Source organism: Marinobacter sp. P4B1, from assembly GCF_001447135.1.
GTDB lineage: Bacteria > Pseudomonadota > Gammaproteobacteria > Pseudomonadales > Oleiphilaceae > Marinobacter > Marinobacter vinifirmus.
This window is the reverse complement of record NZ_LLXM01000014.1, coordinates 112458-132040: the sequence shown is the minus strand read 5'-3', so window position 1 is coordinate 132040 and position 19583 is coordinate 112458. Positions and strand designations below refer to the sequence as shown.

The following is a 19583-nucleotide window of genomic DNA, read 5'->3' as shown; positions in this document are numbered from 1 at the left end:
TATGTAAGAGAATTTCTTGTTTTTTACGTCTACAATGCACTCTCTTATTTATTCAGGAGCGATTGCAGGTTGGGAAGGCCACCCAAGCCTTCCTAAAGCAATTTCTCAAATAATAGACCTATATCCAACTGTTGTCAGAAAAAAATGTCTAATCTGCTGCGTACATCTCGTGTTTTAGCCTGGTTCATTCTCACCGGCCTGAGTGTCGCTGTTATTGTTGCCTCCAGCTTCTACCTTTACCTTCGCCCCAACCTGCCGGATGTTGACCAGCTGCTGGACGTAAAGCTGCAGACGCCGCTGAGGGTGTATAGCAAAGACAACAGATTAATAGCAGAATTCGGCGAAAAGAGAAGGGCACCGGTCACAATAGAACAGATCCCTACAATTCAGTTACAAGCCTTTATGGCCGCTGAAGACTCCCGCTTTTACGACCACTTCGGGGTAGACATCAAAGGCCTGGTGCGGGCTGCCATCGAACTGGTCTCCACCGGCGAAATCCAGTCTGGCGGCAGCACCATCACCATGCAGGTTGCAAAAAATTACTTTTTGTCACGGGACCGCACCTTCATCCGCAAGTTCAACGAGATACTGCTGGCACTTCAGATTGAACGTGAACTGAACAAAGAACAGATCTTCGAGCTGTACCTGAACAAGATTTATCTGGGTAACCGAGCCTATGGTATCGCAGCGGCAGCGCAGGTGTATTACGACAAACCGGTTAACGAACTCTCGCCTGCCCAGATGGCCATGCTGGCAGGCCTGCCCAAGGCACCTTCTGCCTATAACCCGCTAGCAAACCCAGAGCGGGCGTTGATTCGCCGGGACTGGATTCTTGGCCGGATGAAAGATCTGGGATACATCAGCGAAGAAGCCTGGGCCCTTGCCAAAGACGCACCTATTACAGCCAGCTACAACACCAGGGAAACCGAAGTTAACGCCGACTACCTGGCCGAGATGGCCCGCGCCGAAATGGTTCGCAGATTTGGTGAGGAAGCCTACACCGACGGCTACAGCGTAACCCTCACCGTGGATAGTGAGAAGCAGCAGGCTGCCACCGAAGCCCTGCAGGTGGGTCTGGAAGACTATGACCGCCGCCACGGGTTCCGTGGCGCGATCGGCCAGATTGATGTGAGCGACCTGTCAGGCGACGAAATCTCCCGACAACTGCTCAACTATCCGCAAGTGGAGTCACTGGTGCCCGCCGTGGTTACCCGCATCGACGATGAGGCCGGTGAAGTGCATGCCCAGCTACGCAGACTGGGCACCGGGGTCATAGGCTTCGACACCATGACCTGGGCCAAGCGGTACCGCACCGAAAACCTGACCGGCCCGGAACCGAAAAAGCCGTCAGACGTGGTGAGCGTCGGTGACGTTATTTACACGAAGATCCTGGAACTGCCGCAGGTCACCGAACTGCCAGAGGCCAATGACGATCAGCCGAAACCCGCAGAAGCCGGTGCCGGCACCCTGAAGGCGGCCCTTGCCCAGGCACCCAAAGTGGAAGGCGCGCTGATCTCGCTGGCCGCAAAAACCGGCGCCATCGAAGCCCTGGCCGGCGGCTACAGCTTCAGCCAGAGCAAATACAACCGTGCCACCCAGGCCCAGCGCCAGCCGGGCTCTACGTTCAAGCCGTTCCTGTACCTGGCGGCCCTGGAAAACGGCCGCACACCGGCCACCCTTTATAATGACGCGCCGATTGTTTTCGATGACTCGGAACTGGAAGACACCTGGCGCCCCCAGAATTCATCAGGGCAATTCTACGGCCCCACCACCTTGCGTGAGGGCCTCTATCGCTCACGGAACCTGGTATCTATTCGCCTGCTTCGGGACCTGGGCATTCAGACGACCCTGGATTACCTGCGCCAGCTGAAGGTACCGACCAACAACATGCCATCCAACCTGTCACTGTCTCTGGGCAGTGGCTTGCTGACTCCGATGGAACTGGCCCGGGCCTTCGCGGTTATCGCCAACGGGGGCTACGATGTACAACCGTACCTGATCGAACGCATCGAGGAATCTGACGGCACCGTGGTATACGAAGCACCGGAAACCATACTGTGCGACAGTAACTGCGATCAGCTGGCAGAAAACGAGAACGCCACAGACATCCAGACCGACGAGCTTCCCGATACCGAAGGCATGGCACTGCCCGCCTCTGCAGACGAACCCGAAGGGCCACGGGTAATGCGCCGGCTGGCCGATGAGCGGTCCGTGTACATCCTGCATTCGATCATGCAGGACGTCATCCGCCGGGGTACCGGTCGCCGCGCACTGGCCCTTGAGCGCAGTGACCTGGCAGGCAAAACCGGTACAACCAACGAGCAGAAAGACACCTGGTTTGCCGGCTTCAACCACGACATGGCAACAACCGTATGGGTCGGCTTTGATCAGCCAGCCCCGCTTGGTCGCGCCGAATATGGTGCCAGCACCGCCCTGCCGGTGTGGCTGGATTACATGAAAGTCGCGCTGAAGGATGCGCCTGCCGCCACTATGGACCGGCCAAACGGCCTTGCCAGCATCCGCATTAATCCGCAGACCGGTGAGCGGGCACGGCCGGGAGAAGATGGAGTGTTCGAGCTGTTCAAGGAAGAAGACGTGCCGGCCCCGCTTTCTGCAGACGACAACGGCTCCGGACTGAATGGCGAATCTGAAGGCTTGTCACGGCAGATTTTCTGACCGAAAAGCGAAGATACAGACACAAAAAAACCGGCGGGATCTCCGCCGGTTTTTTTATGAAGCCAGACTACATCGCAATCAGATGATGTCGTCCATGGACTTCAGCGGGTAGTGGGCCGGGTAAGGCAGGCCAGCTACACCGGAGTCTACCGCGGCACGGGCCACAGCAGCAGGAACCACTTCCAGCAGACGAACATCCATCGGCTTGGGAATGATGTATTCCTTGCCAAACTCCAGGCTATCTACACCGTAAGCGGCACAGATTTCCTGGGGTACCGGCTCCTTGGCCAGCTCACGGATGGCGTGAACAGCGGCCACTTTCATTTCCTCGTTGATAGCGGTTGCACGAACGTCCAGCGCGCCACGGAAAATGAACGGGAAGCCCAGTACGTTGTTTACCTGGTTCGGATAGTCAGAGCGACCGGTCGCCATGATCAGGTCATCACGGGTAGCCATGGCCACTGCCGGGCTGATTTCCGGATCCGGGTTGGAGCAGGCAAACACGATCGGGTTCGGAGCCATCTTGGCCAGCTGCTCGGCACCCAACAGGTCCGGGCCGGAGAGACCCAGGAATACATCAGCACCGTCGATAGCGTCGTCCAGGGTGCGCTTGTCCGTCTCGTTCGCGAACATCGCCTTATACTGGTTCAGATCGTCACGACCAGAGTGGATCACACCCTTACGGTCGAGCATGTAGATGTTTTCAGAGCGGATACCGCAGCTGACCAACAGCTTCATGCAGGCGATTGCGGCCGCACCGGCGCCCAGACAAACCACCTTGGCTTCTTCGATTTTCTTACCCTGCAGCTCAAGGGCATTGATCATGCCGGCTGCAGTTACGATGGCAGTACCGTGCTGATCATCGTGGAAGATCGGCACATTGCATTTTTCGATCAGAGCGCGCTCGATCTCGAAGCACTCGGGTGCCTTGATGTCTTCCAGGTTGATGCCGCCGAAGGTATCTGCGATACGCTCAACAGTTTCAATAAACGCTTGCGGGCTTTCGGAATTGACTTCGATATCGAATACGTCGATTCCGGCAAAGCGCTTGAACAGTACGCCCTTGCCTTCCATTACCGGCTTGCTCGCCAGGGGGCCGAGATTACCCAGACCCAGGATGGCAGTACCGTCAGAAATAACGGCTACCAGGTTACCCTTGGCTGTGTATTTGTATGCATTCTCGGGGTCCTTCGCGATCTCGCGGACCGGTTCGGCAACCCCGGGGCTGTACGCCAGGGAAAGATCGCGGGCAGTTTCGGTCGGCTTGGTGATTTCAACACTCAGCTTACCCGGCCGCGGTTTGGCGTGATATTCAAGGGCTGCTTCTTTCAGATCTTGAGACATTGCCACTGTTCCGTTTGTCACGTTTAAAGGTAAATACCGCCGGAGCTAGCCAGCGGAGCGCGCCATTATGGCGCGCCCGACCCGAAACGACAAGCCGAAATCGAACATTTTACAATCAGTCAATAGGGCATTTTGCGTATGCAGCAGCAAAAGGGCCCGATCTGCAGGCACAAAAAAAGCGCCCGAAGGCGCTTTTTTTCAGCATTGCGGCAATGATCAGTCTTTCTTGCCGCCGATTCGGCTGCCGAAACGCTTCTGGAAGCGATCGATACGACCACCGGTGTCCATAACCTTCTGCTTGCCAGTGTAGAACGGGTGGCACTGGGAGCAAACGTCCAGCTGCAGGTCGTGACCAACAGTAGAACGGGTCTTGATCACGTTACCGCAGGAACAGGTAGCGGTGATGTCTTCGTACTTCGGGTGAATACCTTCTTTCATGGCGAACCTCTTTCGGTCATGCCGCTACCTGATCACCCGCCGTAAAGGGCGGTTTCAGCCAGGCACCGCATGTTTGAATCAATTGGAAAGACCGTGCACAATCAAGCCCGGCCAGAAACAGACCGCGAATCTTACTGACAAACCCGGCCACAGGCAAGTATCTTGCTCCCCCGGAACCAGTCCGTAAACTACCGCCGGCGCCATACCGCCCGTTTTCAGGATACGCAGATACCGTGACACGGCCAGCAACCGCCCGCATCGCCCTCAACCGCCCGCTCCGCAGGCTGTTTGACTACCGGGTTCCGGATGGCCTTGAACTGGCCCCTGGGCAGCGGGTAAAAGTGCCTTTCGGCCGGCAAACCCTGACCGGCCTGGTGGTGGAAACCGGGGTTCAGCCGCCTGAAGGCATTACCCTGAAGCCGGTGGCCGAAGCCCTGGAGCCTTGGCCCGCCCTGCCCGAAAGCACCTTCCGGCTTTTAACCTGGGCCAGCGACTACTACCAGCATCCACTGGGCGAATGCCTGTTCACCGCCCTGCCCCCCGCCTTGCGCAAAGGCCGGCCAGCGCGGGAGAAGCCGGATGAGAGCTGGCACTGCACCGCCAGCGAACCCGCCCTGCCGGCCACCGCGCACCGCCAACGGGCGCTGTTCAACACCGTAAAAGAAGCGCCCGGCATAACCACCAGCGCCCTGGTACAGGCCAGCTTCAGCCGCGCACAGATTCGCGCACTGGAGCAGAAAGAACTGATACAGCAGAAGGAAGCGATTACCGGCATAACCACAGCTGCGGAAGCCGACCTGCCCGCTCCGCATCTGTCACCGGCCCAGCAAACAGCCGCCGCCGGCTTTCCGGAGCGCACCGACGAATTTTCGGCCACCCTTTTATACGGCATTACCGGAAGCGGCAAAACCGAACTGTACCTGCACTACCTGAAAACCCGCCTGCAGGACAACGAGCAAGCATTGGTGCTGGTGCCGGAAATTAACCTGACGCCGCAAACCCTGGCCCGCTTCCGCCGCTATTTCGGCAACCGGATTGCGGTATGGCATTCCGCCCTGAACGACGGCGAGCGCTTGAGCACCTGGTTGAAAATCCGCAACGGCGAGCCGGTTATCCTGATTGGCACTCGCTCTGCCGTATTGCTTCCGTTTACCGGGCTCCGCACCATCATCGTGGACGAAGAGCACGACAGCTCCTACAAGCAGGGTGAAGGCTTCCGCTACTCCGGCCGGGATGTGGCCGTATACCGGGCCCACCTGAATCAATGCCCGGTGATTCTCGGCTCCGCCACGCCCTCTCTGGAATCCTGGCACAACGCCAGTCAGGGCAAATACCAGCTCATCCGGCTGGAAGAACGGGCCGGCAACGCCAAGCCTCCGGCGCTGGAGCTGCTGGATATCCGCAGCCGGCCACTGGAAGCCGGGCTGTCCCGACCCGCCCTGAATACCATAAAAGAAACGCTGGATAAAGGCGAACAGGCCCTGGTGTTTGTAAACCGCCGCGGCTTCGCCCCGGTGATGATGTGCTTTGACTGCGGACACCTGGAAGAATGCCCCCGCTGCGACACCCGCCTGACCTATCACAGGCGGGACAGGGCCATGCGCTGCCACCACTGCGACTTCCAGATGGCCGCCAGCCACACCTGCCCGAAATGCCAGAGCGAAAACTACAAACCCGTGGGCCAGGGCACCGAGCGTACCGAAGACACCCTGGCCGAACAGTTCCCGGACACTCCAGTGGTGCGGGTCGACCGGGACAGCACCCAGCGCAAGGGCAGCATCCAGGCCATCCTGAAAAAAGTGAACAGCGGCGAGCCGTGTATACTGGTGGGAACCCAGATGCTGGCCAAGGGCCACGACTTTCCCAACGTAACCCTGGTGTGCGTGGTGAATGCAGACGGAGGCCTGTTCAGCGTGGATTTCCGCGCACCGGAACAGATGATACAGACCCTGTTACAGGTGAGCGGGCGCGCCGGCCGGGGCGACAAACCCGGCAAGGTGCTGATCCAGACCTGCCACAGCGACCATCCACTGCTCAATGCCTTGCACCAGGGCCGCTACGCCAACATCGCCGACCAGCTGCTGGCCGAACGCGAAGGCGGCCAACTCCCGCCCTTCCGGGCCATGGCCATCCTCCGGGCCGAAGCGGACACCATGCAGCACAGCCTGCAACTGCTGGACACCCTGAAACCCATGGCGCAAACACCGGGCATAGAAGTATGGGGTCCGCTACCAGCCGTCATCGCCCGCAAGGCCGACCGCCACCGTGCCCAGCTGGTACTGGTGACCGACAGCCGGGGCCAGCTGAACCGGCTACTGAGCCATATATGCCAATACCTGGACCAGACCAGACTGCCCGCCAGCACCCGCTGGATGGTGGATGTAGACCCACAGGAAACCGGCTGAGCTGGAAAGCTTTGAAGTGCGACACAGCGCACGCCCTGCAAAACGTTACAATCTTTTGCAGAAAACTCGCGCCGTAATCATTGCCTTTTCACCGACTGTGCTATGATTTTCAGCAAACTATAGAAGAATTCTGTAACAACACCTGAGGTTGCGGTTCTCGTGCAGGGAATGCGCAGCGAAAAGGCTTTTGCTGTAACGAACACTGGAGATATAAAAATGTCAGGGAAATTCCTTGCGCGTGCGTCGGCGTTGTCGCTGGCTGTTTTTTTGGCGGCTTGTGGGGGGGATGAGAATTCTACTCCGATTGTTAATGTGAATACTGGCCAGGATGACACGACCACTGGTGGGGGGGCTGCTTCTCCAGACGATACAAATACGGACGATACCGACACCGGAGGCACAGATACAGACAACAATCCACAAGCCGGCCTCATACTCGGCAGCAATGTTTCCGGCACATTCGTTAAAGGCGACATCAGCACAGACCTGACTAACCTTACTGTCGACAGCGAAACCACCGGAAGCACACGGATTGCCCTGCAAATAGTTGACCCGGAAAATGACAACGCATTAGCTACGGGCATTGAAAACACGGTGCGCTTTTTCTCGGGCTGTCTGGCAGCGGGCTGGGCTGAAATGGATAACAGCCAAATCACAACCGAGGCGGGAACTGTACTAGCAACATACACCCCCCTGGCGGCGTGCGCAGGAAATGATGATGTACTTTATGCGAAATTGAACGAGGACTCCGAAAACCTTGCAAAAGTCACGTTTTCAGTCAGTCCGGCAGGAGGCACAACAACCCCAGGAACTACAGAAGTCGGATCGCTTGACGCTGCAGGAACATTCCACCCAGGCGTCATCAGGGTCGAGCAACCTGCCTTGGTGCTGGATGCCTCCAATCAAGCATCAACCGATATTATCGTAAACATTCAAACCGATGGCCAGCCTGCCAGCGGCGTTGCATACACTGCCGAATTCACATCAATGTGCATTGACGCTGGCCGCGCAAGCATCTCTGGCACAAACGTAACTAACAGCGGAGCAATTCTTGCTACTTACAATGCAGCCCCCGACTGCCTGGGAACCGACAACGTACTCGTATTTTTGAATGGCGATAACACCCTCAAGGCCAGCGCAGACATCATTGTCTCTGACACCAATCTGGCCATCGGCTCCTACGATAATGCCGGGTTGTTTACAGATAGTATTGCTGCCAGCAAATCTGAGCTGGATTACAACACGGAAGCCGAGCCAAGCACCGACATCCGCTCAGTCATCGCCAAGGTTGATGACACCGGTAACTTCATTGAGCAGCTAACCGGCTTCGAGAGCTCTATCGAGTTCTTCTCTACCTGTCTGGATTCTGGCCTGGCCACGATTGACAGTACCGGCAACACAGAATCAGGGGAGCTGATCAGCACGTACCGGGCACAAGGCTGCGTTGGCGAGGACACCATCTACGCCCGAATTGGCGGGACAGATACTTTTGCATCCACAACGGTCAATATTGCTGCCAAAGAAGGCCAGGAGCTGGCACTTGGTTACTTTGACGACGCAGGTACCTTTAATGCTGGCGTAATCGGCAACACCCGGGACACCGCCTTGCCACTGGGCGTTCAGACCAAGCTCTATCTGTCAATCGCCGACGCCGTGACTGAGGCTCAGGTCAAGGGCCAGCCGCTGACAGTAGAGTTTACCTCTCAGTGCGGAGAGCAGCCTGGTGCCGCCACCTCCCCACTTTCTGTGGACAATGCGTCCGTTAACCTTGGCTATATTGAGGTTCTTTACACAGCGCAGAGCTGCGGCTCACTGATGGAAGACCTGGTTCGCGCCGAGCTCACAGGTGTTGAAGGCTTTACCGCAATCGCGGAAGCGACCATAGAACTGGCTGAGCTGCCGGCGAATTCTCTAAGCGCGGAGCTTCCTGACCCTGCGTCCATCGCGCCGTTCTGGTATTCCCAGGCAGATCGCAAAACAGAATCTACTCTGCGCGTTCAACTCACGGACAATCAAGGTAACGGTGTTGACGGGGAGATTGTCTCCTTCTCGCTTGATAATCCAGGCGCAGTCGATGTTGCCCTGTTGGAGCCAGTCAATGGCGGCGAGACTGACGATTCTGGCTACGCCGAGGTCAAGATCAAATCCATTGAGGGCTTCGACAACGTCGTCTTCCGTGTGATTGCCAGCTATACCGATGCGGATGGCAACCTGCTGCAAACCTACTCGGCTCCGATTGCCGTCAACTCCAAGCTGCCGTTTGAAGAGCGCTTCTCTATCAGCACCAGCAACTTTGCACCGGATACTCAGGGCAAAGACGGTGTTCAGGTACAGCTGACTCTGCTGGCGGCGGATGATCAGGGCAACCGCATTCGCGGCAACACTGTGGTTAACTTTGAAACCGATCAGGGAACAATTGATCCCGAGTGTGTTTTGGACAACGAAGGCCGTTGCACCATTACCTGGGAGAGCCTCGGAATCGATAGCCAGAACGACGCCGAGAAGTTCGCAACGGTTCGCGCTTACACCCAGGGGCGCCTGAGCGACGGCAGCACCGGTGAAATAGACACGCAAGTCCCCATGCTGATGTCCACCTCTGCCAACATCCAGGTTGCACTGGATAGCAACACCATTCCCGTAACGGGTGGCGCGTTCTGTGCAGAAGCCTGGGTTGAAATCCTTAACGATGGCGTGCGGAACTCGCCGCCCGTAGGCACAACACTGACCTTTGAGGTGTCGAACGGTACCTTGCTGCCCTCTACCAGCAATACGTTTGAGCTCGGTTCATCCAGCGCACTTCTGGCGACCCCCTACTCCTTCACCGGTTGCACCTTTGTGGAGCCGGACCCGGATCGGACGGAGCCGATGCGCCTGATCGTGACGGCCACACCACCAGAAGGCGTGCCAGCCTCCGATCGAGCAGACGAACTGTAATCAAGCAAAGTGATAGACAAAAGCCCGGCCTCAGCGCCGGGCTTTTTGCTTACACCCAAACTTTCCGCGATAATACGCCCCTTCTGATTTCAACGGGCGCCCTGCCCTGTATCCATTCTCCTGAACACCGAGTCATCTGACGCATGAAAGAGACCGTATCCGAGCTTCTCCAGTCCGCACTGGCTGCCCTGCAATCCGAAGGCACCCTGCCGGCTGACCAGACCTTTACCCCCCAGGTGGGTAACACCAAGGACAAATCCCACGGCGATTACGCCTGCAACATTGCCCTGATGGCTGCCAAGGCGGCTGGCTGCCCGCCGCGAAAGCTGGCCGAGGCACTGGTGGCAGCGTTGCCGGAAAGCGCGGCCGTGGAGAAGGTAGAGATTGCCGGGCCGGGCTTTATTAACTTTTTCATGAGCACCGCCAGCGCGTTCGGCATTGTGAACAGCATTCTGGATGAAGCGGAGCAGTTCGGCCGCAACAACACCGGCAAGGGCGAGAAGGTTCAGGTGGAGTTTGTGTCTGCCAACCCCACCGGCCCGCTGCACGTAGGCCACGGCCGTGGCGCCGCTATTGGCGACTGCCTGTGCCGCCTGCTGGAAGCCAACGGTTACGATGTTACCCGCGAGTTCTACTACAACGACGCCGGCGCCCAGATCAACAACCTGGCCCTGTCGGTTCAGTCCCGCGTTAAAGGCCTGACACCGGAAGACGAAAGCTGGCCGGAAGACGGCTACCGGGGCGACTACATTGTCGACGTAGCCAACGCCTATATGGCCGGCGAAACCGTGATCGCCGACGACCGGGAAGTGACCGCCCAGGCCGATCCGGACGACCGGGACGCCATCCGCGAATTCGCCGTGGCTTACCTGCGCCGGGAGCAGGACCTGGATCTGAAAGCCTTTGGCGTTCAGTTCGATGTGTATTTTCTGGAATCGTCCCTGTACGAAGATGGCAAGGTAGAAGCCACCGTTGAGCGCCTGAAAGCCAACGGCTACACCTACGAACAGGACGGCGCCATGTGGCTGAAAACCACCGAGTTCGGCGACGACAAAGACCGCGTGATGCGCAAGAAAGACGGTGGCTACACTTACTTCCTGCCGGATGTGGCCTACCACCTGGACAAGTGGCAGCGCGGTTTTACAACCGTGATCAACGAACAGGGCGCGGACCACCACTCCACGGTCACCCGTGTACGCGCCGGCCTGCAGGCACTGAAAGCCGAAATCCCCCAGGGCTGGCCGGACTACGTTCTGCACCAGATGGTAATGGTGACCCGCTCTGGCCAGGAGGTAAAGATCTCCAAGCGTGCCGGCAGCTACGTGACCGTTCGGGACCTGATCGACGAAGTGGGCCGCGACGCTACCCGTTTCTTCCTGGCGGCGCGCCGCGTGGATTCCCAGTTGACCTTCGATATCGACCTGGCCCGCTCCCAGACCAATGAAAACCCGGTCTATTACATCCAGTATGCCCATGCCCGGATTTGCAGCGTACTGCGCAAACTGGCGGCCGAAGGCGTACAGCGGGGCCTGAACGAATGTGTGGGCGATTTGAGCCTGCTGACCCTGGACGAAGAAAAAGAACTGGCCAACCAGCTGGCCAAGTACCCGGAGCTGATTGCCAATTCCGCCGCCCAGCGCGAGCCGCACCACCTCACCCACTACCTGCGTGAGCTGGCCGGGCAGTTCCACACCTACTACAACGCCCACAAGGTGTTGATTGAAGACACAGCCCTGCGGGACGCCCGTGTGAGCCTTTACCTGGCAGTACGCCAGGTGATTGCCAACGGCCTGGACTTGCTGGGCGTGAGCGCACCGGAAGAGATGTAAGCCGGCCATGGCCAGAGACTACGCCAAAAAGGATCGCCCCGCGGGCAAAGGCGCCGCTGCCCCCAGGCAGAAAGCCGCCGCCCGCAAGGCACCAAAACCCAAGCGCAGCGCCCCTGCGCACAGGCAGCACGGGAGTTTGTCCTTGAAGTGGGTTCTGTCTCTGGCCGCTGTTGGTGGCTTTATCGGTTTTATTGTTTACCTGAACACCCTGCCTGCAGGCCCGGAAGCGCCGAAACAGGCAGCGCCGGCCCAGCAACAAGCAAGCCCTGCGGCCACCAAGGCCAGGCAGGACGCTGCCCGGCAAAAAGAGCAGAATTTCCGCTTCTATGAAATGCTGCCGGAATCCGAGGTGGTGCCGCCGAAAGTACAGGAGTACACCCCGGGGCCGGCCAAAACGGCGTTCGACTACATCCTCCAGTCCGGTTCCTTCCGCAGCAAGGAAGACGCTGAGCGCCAGCGCGCCCAAATCGCGTTTCAGGGGCTACGCGCCCACGTTCAGCAGATCACACAGGATAATGGCGGAGTCTGGTACCGGGTGAATGTCGGGCCGTTCACCTCACGCAGCCAGATGAATTCGGCTGTGGACAAGCTGGTGTCCATCAATATCCAGCCCTTGGTGCGTAAGGTTCCCAAAGAAGGCTAAAGCTTCCGACACAACCTCTTAAAGCGCGGGGGGCTTGCCTGCGGGCCAGCACATTGCTCGGGGACAGGTTTGGGGGCGGCTTTCCAAAAATTTGCGGAGCCATGGATGGCGGAGCAGAAGCGCCACAGGGATGTGCCGCAAGGAGCGGTTTTTGGAAAGCCGCCCCCAAACCTGTCCCTCCCCCGCGACCAAAGCCGCCAAACCTGGGCCACTTGAATTCCCGCCAGCTGCCTCCATAAACCTGAAATACGATTTTTCACACAGGCAACTGGAGCCAAAATGACTACCATAGTTTCCGTCCGCCGGGACGACGAAGTCGCCATGGGCGGCGATGGCCAGGTTTCTCTGGGCAACACCGTCATGAAAGGGAACGCCCGCAAAGTTCGCCGTTTGTACAACGGCCAGGTTATTGCCGGGTTTGCCGGTGGCACTGCAGACGCCTTCACCCTTTTTGAACGCTTTGAAGCCCAGCTGGAGAAACACCAGGGCAACCTCACCCGCGCGGCGGTGGAGCTGGCCAAAGACTGGCGTAGTGACAGGGCCCTGCGCAAGCTGGAAGCCTTGCTGGCCGTCGCCGACAAGACTGCGTCGCTGATTATTACCGGTAACGGTGATGTCATCGAGCCGGAACAGGGCCTGATTGCCATTGGTTCCGGCGGGTCCTTTGCCCAGGCGGCGGCGCGGGCACTGCTTGAGAATACCGATATGAGCGCCCACGAGATTGCAGAGAAGGCGCTGGAGATTGCCGGCGACATCTGCATCTACACCAACCAGAACCGCACTCTGGAAGTGCTGCCCATCAAAGACTGACCGGAGCGACCATGTCTGCAATGACTCCCCGTGAAATCGTTCACGAACTTAACAAACACATCGTGGGCCAGCAGGAAGCCAAGCGTGCCGTGGCCATTGCCCTGCGTAACCGCTGGCGCCGGATGCAGCTGGACAGCAGCCTGCGTGACGAGATTACCCCCAAGAATATCCTGATGATCGGCCCCACCGGCGTGGGTAAAACGGAGATTGCCCGCCGCCTGGCAAAGCTGGCCGACGCGCCCTTCCTGAAGGTAGAAGCCACCAAGTTTACCGAAGTGGGCTATGTCGGCCGGGATGTGGAGTCCATTATCCGGGACCTGGCGGATATGGCCGTCAAGATGCTCCGTGAGAAGGAGATGAAACGGCACGAAAACCGTGCCCTGGACGCGGCCGAAGACCGCATTCTGGATGCCCTGCTGCCGCCGGCGCGGGATTTCAACGAAGACAGCCAGCGTACCAGCAACGATTCCGCCACTCGCCAGATGTTCCGCAAGAAACTGCGCGAAGGTGAGCTGGACGACAAGGAAATCGAGATCGACCTGCGCAGCAGCGGCGCCGGCGTTGAGATTATGGCGCCTCCCGGCATGGAGGAGATGACCAACCAGCTGCAGAGCATGTTCTCCAACCTGTCGTCCGATAAGCGTAAGACCCGGAAGATGAAGGTGGCAGATGCCCTGAAACTGGCCAAGGACGAGGAAGCCGCCAAGCTGGTGAACGAGGAAGAGATCAAGCAGAAAGCGCTGTTGGCCGTTGAGCAGAACGGCATTGTGTTTCTCGACGAGATCGACAAGGTGGCCAAGCGTTCCGAGAACACCTCGTCTGATGTCTCCCGCGAGGGGGTACAGCGTGACTTGCTGCCGCTGATCGAGGGCAGCACCGTAAGCACCAAGTATGGTGCCGTGCGTACCGATCACATTCTGTTCATCGCCTCCGGTGCGTTCCACCTGTCCAAGCCCTCTGACCTGATTCCGGAACTACAGGGCCGCCTGCCGATCCGGGTAGAGCTGCAAGCGCTGACACCGGACGACTTCAAACGCATCCTGACCGAGCCGGACGCGTCGCTGGTGCAGCAGTATGAAGCCCTGATGGGCACCGAAGGCGTGAAGCTGACGTTTGCAGACGATGCCATCGCCCGTATTGCGGAAGTGGCCTACAAGGTGAACGAAACTACCGAAAACATCGGCGCCCGCCGCTTGCATACGGTACTGGAGCGCCTGCTGGAAAGCCTGTCATACGATGCCGGCGACAAGGTAACCGAGGTGTTCGAAGTCACCGCCGCCTATGTCGACGAGAAACTGGGCGAGTTGGCAGAAGACGAAGACCTGAGCCGGTATATCCTGTAAGCCGACAGCCAGGTAAGCAAAAGGCCGGAGGGAGTTATCCCGTCCGGCCTTTTTTGTGCCCGAACGCTGACCCGGCCCTACTGGGCCCGGGAAAACAGATGGGTAACGTTACTCAGCCCGCTGGCCAGCTTGCCCTTCTCGGCTTGCTTCTTGCGGCCCTTGGCCACGTACAGCGGTAACAGTTCGCCATACAGGCTGGTGGAGATGGTGCGCTGTTCGTCTTCCAGGCGGTCCCGACGCAGTTTGATGCCGTATTTCGCCAGTTTCGGTTCCAGTTCATCGGCCCGGCTGAGCAGGTCCCGCCTGGTCATCTGGTAGGCGTGTTCGCACACCATGCGGCGGCTCTGGAAGCTGAATACGTTGGAGAAGAACAGCTTGGCATCGTCCCGGGTGGGTTCAAACAGCAGGATGTCTTTGTCCGGGTAATCCCGGGCGTATTGGGCAATGCCCGACTGCATTCGCGAATAAACCATGGTGCGGAACATCTGGGACAGCAGGTTGGGCATGCCCGAGCGGGTGAGATCGCCCGGCTGCATGGTGCCGGCCCGCACGGCGGCGCTGGCATCGATGGGCACTTGCGGATTAACCGCCAGCACCAGGTCCGCACCATCCTCGAAAGCGACGGATGCATGCAGGCCTTTTCTCAGGGTGCCGTCTACATAGTACCGGCCGTCTACGTCTACCGGCACATACAAGCCTGGAGAGGCCGTGCTGGCCTGTACCGCCCTGGAAATGGGCACGTGGTCAAAACCCGGCGCTCCGAAACACACGGCTTCGGTACTTTCTACATCCGCAGCCACTACATACAGCCGGTGCTTCAGTTGCCGGAAGTCGTTAGTACGCCCCAGCATAGTGAACGCCCGGCGCAGGTAATCATGCAGGCCTTCATTGTCGAACAGCCCGGCAGGCGCGGCCTGGGCCAGGATGGTCATGGCTTCCAGCAGGCTCTGGTCGTAGGGGTTGTTGACGAAACGGCTGATGGCGGTGGAGATCAGCTTCGGCACGGCCAGCAAGCGGTTACCGTATTCCCGGAGCGCCGGGCGGTAGAACACTTCCGGATGGAAGGGGTGCACTTCGGCTTCGTTGCGCACAAAGATCCGGCACAGCTGGGCGGTGGTCACCTGGTTGGCCAGGTTGGCGGCCACAAAGGAGCCGGAGTTCACGCCTACGTAGACATCCACATTGTTGAAGTCGAGGCCGTCCAGCGCTTCATCCAGCGCCCGCAGGGCACCGATTTCATAAATACCGCCCAACGGGCCGCCGCCGCCAAGGGCGAGGCCTATGCGTGGTGCGGATTTAAGCTCGGTCGACTGCTTCATCGGCTGTCCTTCACGGTTACTGCAGCGAATTTACCCTACTAACCTAACAACGGTTTTTAGAGTGCGCACCCTATAACCACCGAAAAATCAGGAAACGGCCTGTTCCGCCAGTGCAACGGGAGAGGACTTCACCGGCCGCAGGTAGCGGCCGAAACCGGCATTTCGGATGGCCAGGTCAACGCAGCTCTTGATCACATGGGGAGAATCCAGCAGCAATACATCTTCCAGCAACTGGATCGCCCATTCCCGGTCGATACTGCGAATAACCGATTTCACCTTGGGCAGGCTGGCTGCGTTCATAGACAGGGAATCGTAGCCCATGGCCATCAGCAACAAGGCACCGCCCGGATCACCGGCCAGCTCGCCACAGATTCCCACAGGCTTGCCAACGGAGTGGGCGTCCTGTGCAATCCGTACCAGTGCCTGCAACACGGCCGGGTGGTAAGAGTGGTAAAGCTGGGCCACGCGGGGGTTGTTTCGGTCGACCGCCAGCAGGTACTGGGTGAGGTCGTTGGAGCCGACCGACAGGAAGTCCACCCGCTCGGCCAGTTCGCGAATCTGGTACACCGCAGCCGGCACTTCCACCATCACGCCCACCTTGGGCATGTGGATGTCGTAACCTTCTTCCCGAACCTCGTGGTAAACCCGGTAAATCAGGTGCAGGGACTCCTCCACCTCGGAAATGTTGCTGATCATGGGCAGCATGATCTGCAGATTGTTCAGGCCCTCGCTGGCCTTGAGCATGGCCCGCACCTGTACCAGGAAGATTTCCGGGTGGTCCAGGGTAACCCGGATGCCACGCCAGCCCAGGAACGGGTTTTCTTCCTGGATGGGGAAATAGGTCAAGGCCTTGTCGCCGCCGATGTCCAGGGTACGCATGGTAACCGGGTTGGGGGCGAAGGCTTCCAGCTGCTCCCGATAATATTCCCGCTGCTCCTGCTCGGAGGGGAAGCGGTCCTTGATCATAAACGGCACTTCGGTTCGGTACAGACCAATACCCTCGGCGCCATGGGAAAGCGACCGCAATACATCGGTCATCAGGCCGGTATTCACCAGCAACGCGACCCGGTGGCCGTCGGTGGTTTCACAGGGTTTGTCCCGCAGGGCTTCCAGGCCGCGAATCAGCTCGTTTTCTTCGTCGCAAATAGCCTGGTAGAAGGCCCGCAGATCCGCCGAGGGCGAGGCGAAAATCTGCCCTTCGAAACCGTCGACAATCAGTTCCCTGCCATCCAGCTGGTTCACCGGAATATCCACCAGGCCCATCACCGTGGGCACACCCATGGCCCGGGCCAGGATGGCCACGTGGGAGTTACTGGAGCCTTTTACGGATACCAGACCCACAAGCTGGCCTTTGGGTACTTCCCCGAGCATAGCCGGAGTGATTTCGTCACTGACCAGTATCGTATGCTCGGGATATTCCAGGTGCTTCTGCTCACCTTCCTGCAAGTGTGACAGCAGGCGGCGGCCGAGATCCCGGATATCCACCACCCGCTCCTGCAGGTAGTGGTCGTCCATCATTTCAAAATGCCGGATGTACTGCTGAACCACCTGTTTGAGAGCGCCCTGGGCCCAGATACCCTCGCGGATCTTGTTGACCACCTCGCCGGGCAGGGCTTCGTCGCTGAGCATGCGCAAGTAGACGTCGAACAGCGCCTGCTCTTCCGGGCGCAGCTGGGACGCGAGCCGGTTCGCTACCCGTTCGATATCTTCCCGTACTGCCTGCACGGCGGACTGGAACAGCGCCAGTTCCTGCTCGATCTCCTCGGTAGGCTTCTCGGGCACCAGGTCCAGGTCTGCCGCGGGGTAAACCACCACGCCGGTGCCAATGGCCACACCCGGAGCACCGGGCACGCCGTTGAAGCTGACGTCCTGGGTTTCTTCACCGGTAAGCGACAGGCCGCTGATCGCGCCCGTGGCTTCACTGTGCGCGATCACCCCGGCCAGTTGGGCTGATACGGTAACCAGGAATGCTTCTTCCCCTTCATCAAAGCACCGGGAGCTTTCCCGCTGCTGGACGACCAGCACGCCAAGTACGCGGCGGTGGTGGATAATGGGCACACCGAGGAAGGAACGGAATCGTTCCTCACCGGTTTCAGGAAAGTAGCGGTAGCGCGGATGGGAAGGGGCGTCTTCCAGGTTGATGGGTTCTTCGCGGGAACCCACCAGGCCAACAAGACCCTCGGAATAGGCCAGGCTGACCTTGCCCACAGAATCTTTGTACAGGCCTTCTGTGGCCATCAGGATGTAACGGTTGGAGGCCGGGTCCAGCAGATAAACGGAGCAAACCTCGGTGTTCATGGCTTTCTGCACCCGCGATACGATGATCTCCAGCGCCTCGTTCAGATCGCGGGCGCTGTTCACCTCTTGTACTAGACTTCGCAGGATGCTCAGCATGGAGTCAGTCCGTCATTTCTGATGTTCCTTCAACGCCGGTTCTGCTCACTCCGATGCCACTGTTCCATGTTATGGAACAGTCTGGGAGCCAGTTCTCTCAGCGCACGTCTGTATACTTCTCTCTTGAATGAGACCACCTGCCCCAACGGATACCAGTAGCTTACCCACTGCCAGCCGTCGAACTCCGGTGAATCCGTGCCATCCACGCGTACATGCGCGTCTGGCGATAACATCCTCAGCAGGAACCATTTCTGTTTTTGCCCCACACAAACGGGGTGCGAGTTGTGGCGTACCATCCTTCGCGGAAGACGGTATCGCAGCCAGCCCCGGGTGCAGCTGATGATTTCCACATCGCTGGCACTGAGGCCGATTTCCTCTCCAAGCTCCCGATACAGCGCGTCTTCCGGTGATTCATTGTGCTTGATACCACCCTGCGGAAACTGCCAGGAGTCCTGCCCTATTCGCCTTGCCCAGAGAACTTCTCCCCTGTGGTTGGCCAGAATGATTCCGACGTTGGGTCTGAAACCGTCTGAGTCGATCACGGCACAGTCCTCGTTAAAGTCGGCTGCCGGTTAATTTGTAACCGGCGGAAATTGTCCAAGTTGCTCTCATTCTTACAGAATCCCAAGGGTTCGGCAAACGGAGCCGTTGGCGGCAGGTCATGCTAGACTGTGCGCCTTGCTACGAAGCCTGTAACGATGGGAGGAAACGGCTTGACGCTCGCAATTTTTGATCTGGACAACACCCTGCTCAATGGTGACAGCGACCACGCATGGGGTGAGTTTCTGGTGGAAGAAGGCATGGTGGATGCCGAAGAGTACAAGCGGGCCAATGACCGCTTTTACGAGGAATACCTGAACGGCGAGCTGGACGTTTTCCACTATCAGCGCTTTGTACTGGCACCGTTAACCCGGCACAGCATGGATGAGCTGGAAAGCTGGCGCGAAGCCTTTATGGCCAAGAAAGTTCAGCCGATGATGCAAGACAAGGCCGCGAAACTGCTGGCAGAGCACCGCGAGCAGGGTCATACGCTGATGATCATCACCGCCACTAACCGATTTATTACCGAACCGATTGCCGAGTTACTGGGCGTAGAGCACCTGATTGCTACGGAACCGGAGCTGGTAAACGGCAAGTTCACCGGCGAAGTGGCAGGTACGCCGAGCTTCCAGGAAGGCAAGGTGGTGCGGCTGAATGACTGGCTGGCCGCCCATAACGAGAGCCTGGACGGAGCCTGGTTCTACAGTGACTCCCACAACGACTTGCCGCTGTTGCGGAAGGTGGAGAATCCGGTGGCGGTGGACCCGGACCCGACGCTGGAGAAGACGGCTATTGCGAATGGCTGGGCGGTGATGTCGCTGCGGGGGTAAGGCTTGGTGCACCAACCCTGACGGATACAAAGGGGTCTGACCCTACGGGTCAGACCCCACCCTTCTCTACCGCCATTC

Annotated in this window: 13 protein-coding genes; 8 read left to right on the top strand and 5 right to left on the bottom strand. The window is 58.7% G+C overall.

All coding sequences use genetic code 11. From position 1 onward, the window contains the following. Nucleotides 1–144: 144 nt before the first annotated feature. Nucleotides 145–2676, top strand: a complete 2532-nt coding sequence (locus AQ621_RS11270) for a penicillin-binding protein 1A (protein ID WP_058341523.1) — start codon at nt 145–147, stop codon at nt 2674–2676. 78 nt (nt 2677–2754) lie between these two features. Here the strand turns inward: AQ621_RS11270 and AQ621_RS11265 are convergent, their stop codons facing one another. Continuing rightward, nucleotides 2755–4020, bottom strand: a complete 1266-nt coding sequence (locus tag AQ621_RS11265) for a malic enzyme-like NAD(P)-binding protein (RefSeq protein WP_022990122.1) — start codon at nt 4018–4020, stop codon at nt 2755–2757. 216 nt (nt 4021–4236) lie between these two features. Continuing rightward, the gene (gene rpmE / locus AQ621_RS11260) at nt 4237–4458 is read right to left on the bottom strand and encodes a 50S ribosomal protein L31 (RefSeq protein WP_022990121.1); all 222 of its coding nucleotides are present in this window, start codon (nt 4456–4458) and stop codon (nt 4237–4239) included. Nucleotides 4459–4691: 233 nt separating this feature from the next. Here rpmE and AQ621_RS11255 point away from each other — a divergent pair, with 233 nt between their 5' ends. From AQ621_RS11255 to hslU, 6 genes are all read left to right on the top strand, one after another. Beyond that, nucleotides 4692–6863, top strand: coding sequence for a primosomal protein N' (locus AQ621_RS11255; protein ID WP_058341522.1), 2172 nt, complete (start codon nt 4692–4694; stop codon nt 6861–6863). 168 nt (nt 6864–7031) lie between these two features. After that, nucleotides 7032–9797, top strand: coding sequence for a hypothetical protein (locus AQ621_RS11250; RefSeq protein ID WP_145840279.1), 2766 nt, complete (start codon nt 7032–7034; stop codon nt 9795–9797). A gap of 143 nt (nt 9798–9940) precedes the next feature. Continuing rightward, the gene (gene argS, locus AQ621_RS11245; RefSeq protein ID WP_058341520.1) at nt 9941–11626 is read left to right on the top strand and encodes an arginine--tRNA ligase; all 1686 of its coding nucleotides are present in this window, start codon (nt 9941–9943) and stop codon (nt 11624–11626) included. 7 nt (nt 11627–11633) lie between these two features. Next, nucleotides 11634–12269 carry an SPOR domain-containing protein gene (locus AQ621_RS11240; protein WP_058341519.1) on the top strand — a complete coding sequence of 212 codons (636 nt, stop codon included), beginning with the start codon at nt 11634–11636 and terminating at the stop codon, nt 12267–12269. 279 nt (nt 12270–12548) lie between these two features. Next, a complete protein-coding gene (hslV, locus tag AQ621_RS11235) occupies nt 12549–13079 on the top strand; it encodes an ATP-dependent protease subunit HslV (protein ID WP_058341518.1) in 531 nt (176 codons plus the stop codon). Nucleotides 13080–13090: 11 nt separating this feature from the next. Then, nucleotides 13091–14422 carry an ATP-dependent protease ATPase subunit HslU gene (hslU, locus tag AQ621_RS11230; protein WP_058341517.1) on the top strand — a complete coding sequence of 444 codons (1332 nt, stop codon included), beginning with the start codon at nt 13091–13093 and terminating at the stop codon, nt 14420–14422. Nucleotides 14423–14499: 77 nt separating this feature from the next. Here the strand turns inward: hslU and AQ621_RS11225 are convergent, their stop codons facing one another. From AQ621_RS11225 to AQ621_RS11215, 3 genes are all read right to left on the bottom strand, one after another. Beyond that, nucleotides 14500–15741, bottom strand: coding sequence for a patatin-like phospholipase family protein (locus tag AQ621_RS11225; protein WP_058341516.1), 1242 nt, complete (start codon nt 15739–15741; stop codon nt 14500–14502). A gap of 87 nt (nt 15742–15828) precedes the next feature. Continuing rightward, a complete protein-coding gene (gene ptsP, locus AQ621_RS11220) occupies nt 15829–18135 on the bottom strand; it encodes a phosphoenolpyruvate--protein phosphotransferase (protein WP_022989889.1) in 2307 nt (768 codons plus the stop codon). A gap of 29 nt (nt 18136–18164) precedes the next feature. After that, nucleotides 18165–18677, bottom strand: a complete 513-nt coding sequence (locus AQ621_RS11215; RefSeq protein ID WP_022989890.1) for an RNA pyrophosphohydrolase — start codon at nt 18675–18677, stop codon at nt 18165–18167. A gap of 171 nt (nt 18678–18848) precedes the next feature. On the opposite strand from AQ621_RS11215, the gene AQ621_RS11210 reads away from it, so the two are divergent. Beyond that, complete coding sequence (locus tag AQ621_RS11210; protein WP_058341515.1) at nt 18849–19505, top strand: histidinol-phosphatase; 657 nt, start codon at nt 18849–18851, stop codon at nt 19503–19505. The last annotated feature ends 78 nt before the right edge of the window (nt 19506–19583 follow it).

What these genes read in the sequence shown, in the direction of transcription:
- AQ621_RS11225 (WP_058341516.1), bottom strand. Translation starts at nt 15,741, where the DNA reads ATGAAGCAGTCGACCGAGCTTAAATCCGCACCACGCATAGGCCTCGCC.
- hslU (WP_058341517.1), top strand. Translation starts at nt 13,091, where the DNA reads ATGTCTGCAATGACTCCCCGTGAAATCGTTCACGAACTTAACAAACAC.
- hslV (WP_058341518.1), top strand. Translation starts at nt 12,549, where the DNA reads ATGACTACCATAGTTTCCGTCCGCCGGGACGACGAAGTCGCCATGGGC.
- AQ621_RS11265 (WP_022990122.1), bottom strand. Translation starts at nt 4,020, where the DNA reads ATGTCTCAAGATCTGAAAGAAGCAGCCCTTGAATATCACGCCAAACCG.
- AQ621_RS11240 (WP_058341519.1), top strand. Translation starts at nt 11,634, where the DNA reads ATGGCCAGAGACTACGCCAAAAAGGATCGCCCCGCGGGCAAAGGCGCC.
- AQ621_RS11270 (WP_058341523.1), top strand. Translation starts at nt 145, where the DNA reads ATGTCTAATCTGCTGCGTACATCTCGTGTTTTAGCCTGGTTCATTCTC.
- rpmE (WP_022990121.1), bottom strand. Translation starts at nt 4,458, where the DNA reads ATGAAAGAAGGTATTCACCCGAAGTACGAAGACATCACCGCTACCTGT.
- AQ621_RS11250 (WP_145840279.1), top strand. Translation starts at nt 7,032, where the DNA reads ATGCGCAGCGAAAAGGCTTTTGCTGTAACGAACACTGGAGATATAAAA.
- argS (WP_058341520.1), top strand. Translation starts at nt 9,941, where the DNA reads ATGAAAGAGACCGTATCCGAGCTTCTCCAGTCCGCACTGGCTGCCCTG.
- ptsP (WP_022989889.1), bottom strand. Translation starts at nt 18,135, where the DNA reads ATGCTGAGCATCCTGCGAAGTCTAGTACAAGAGGTGAACAGCGCCCGC.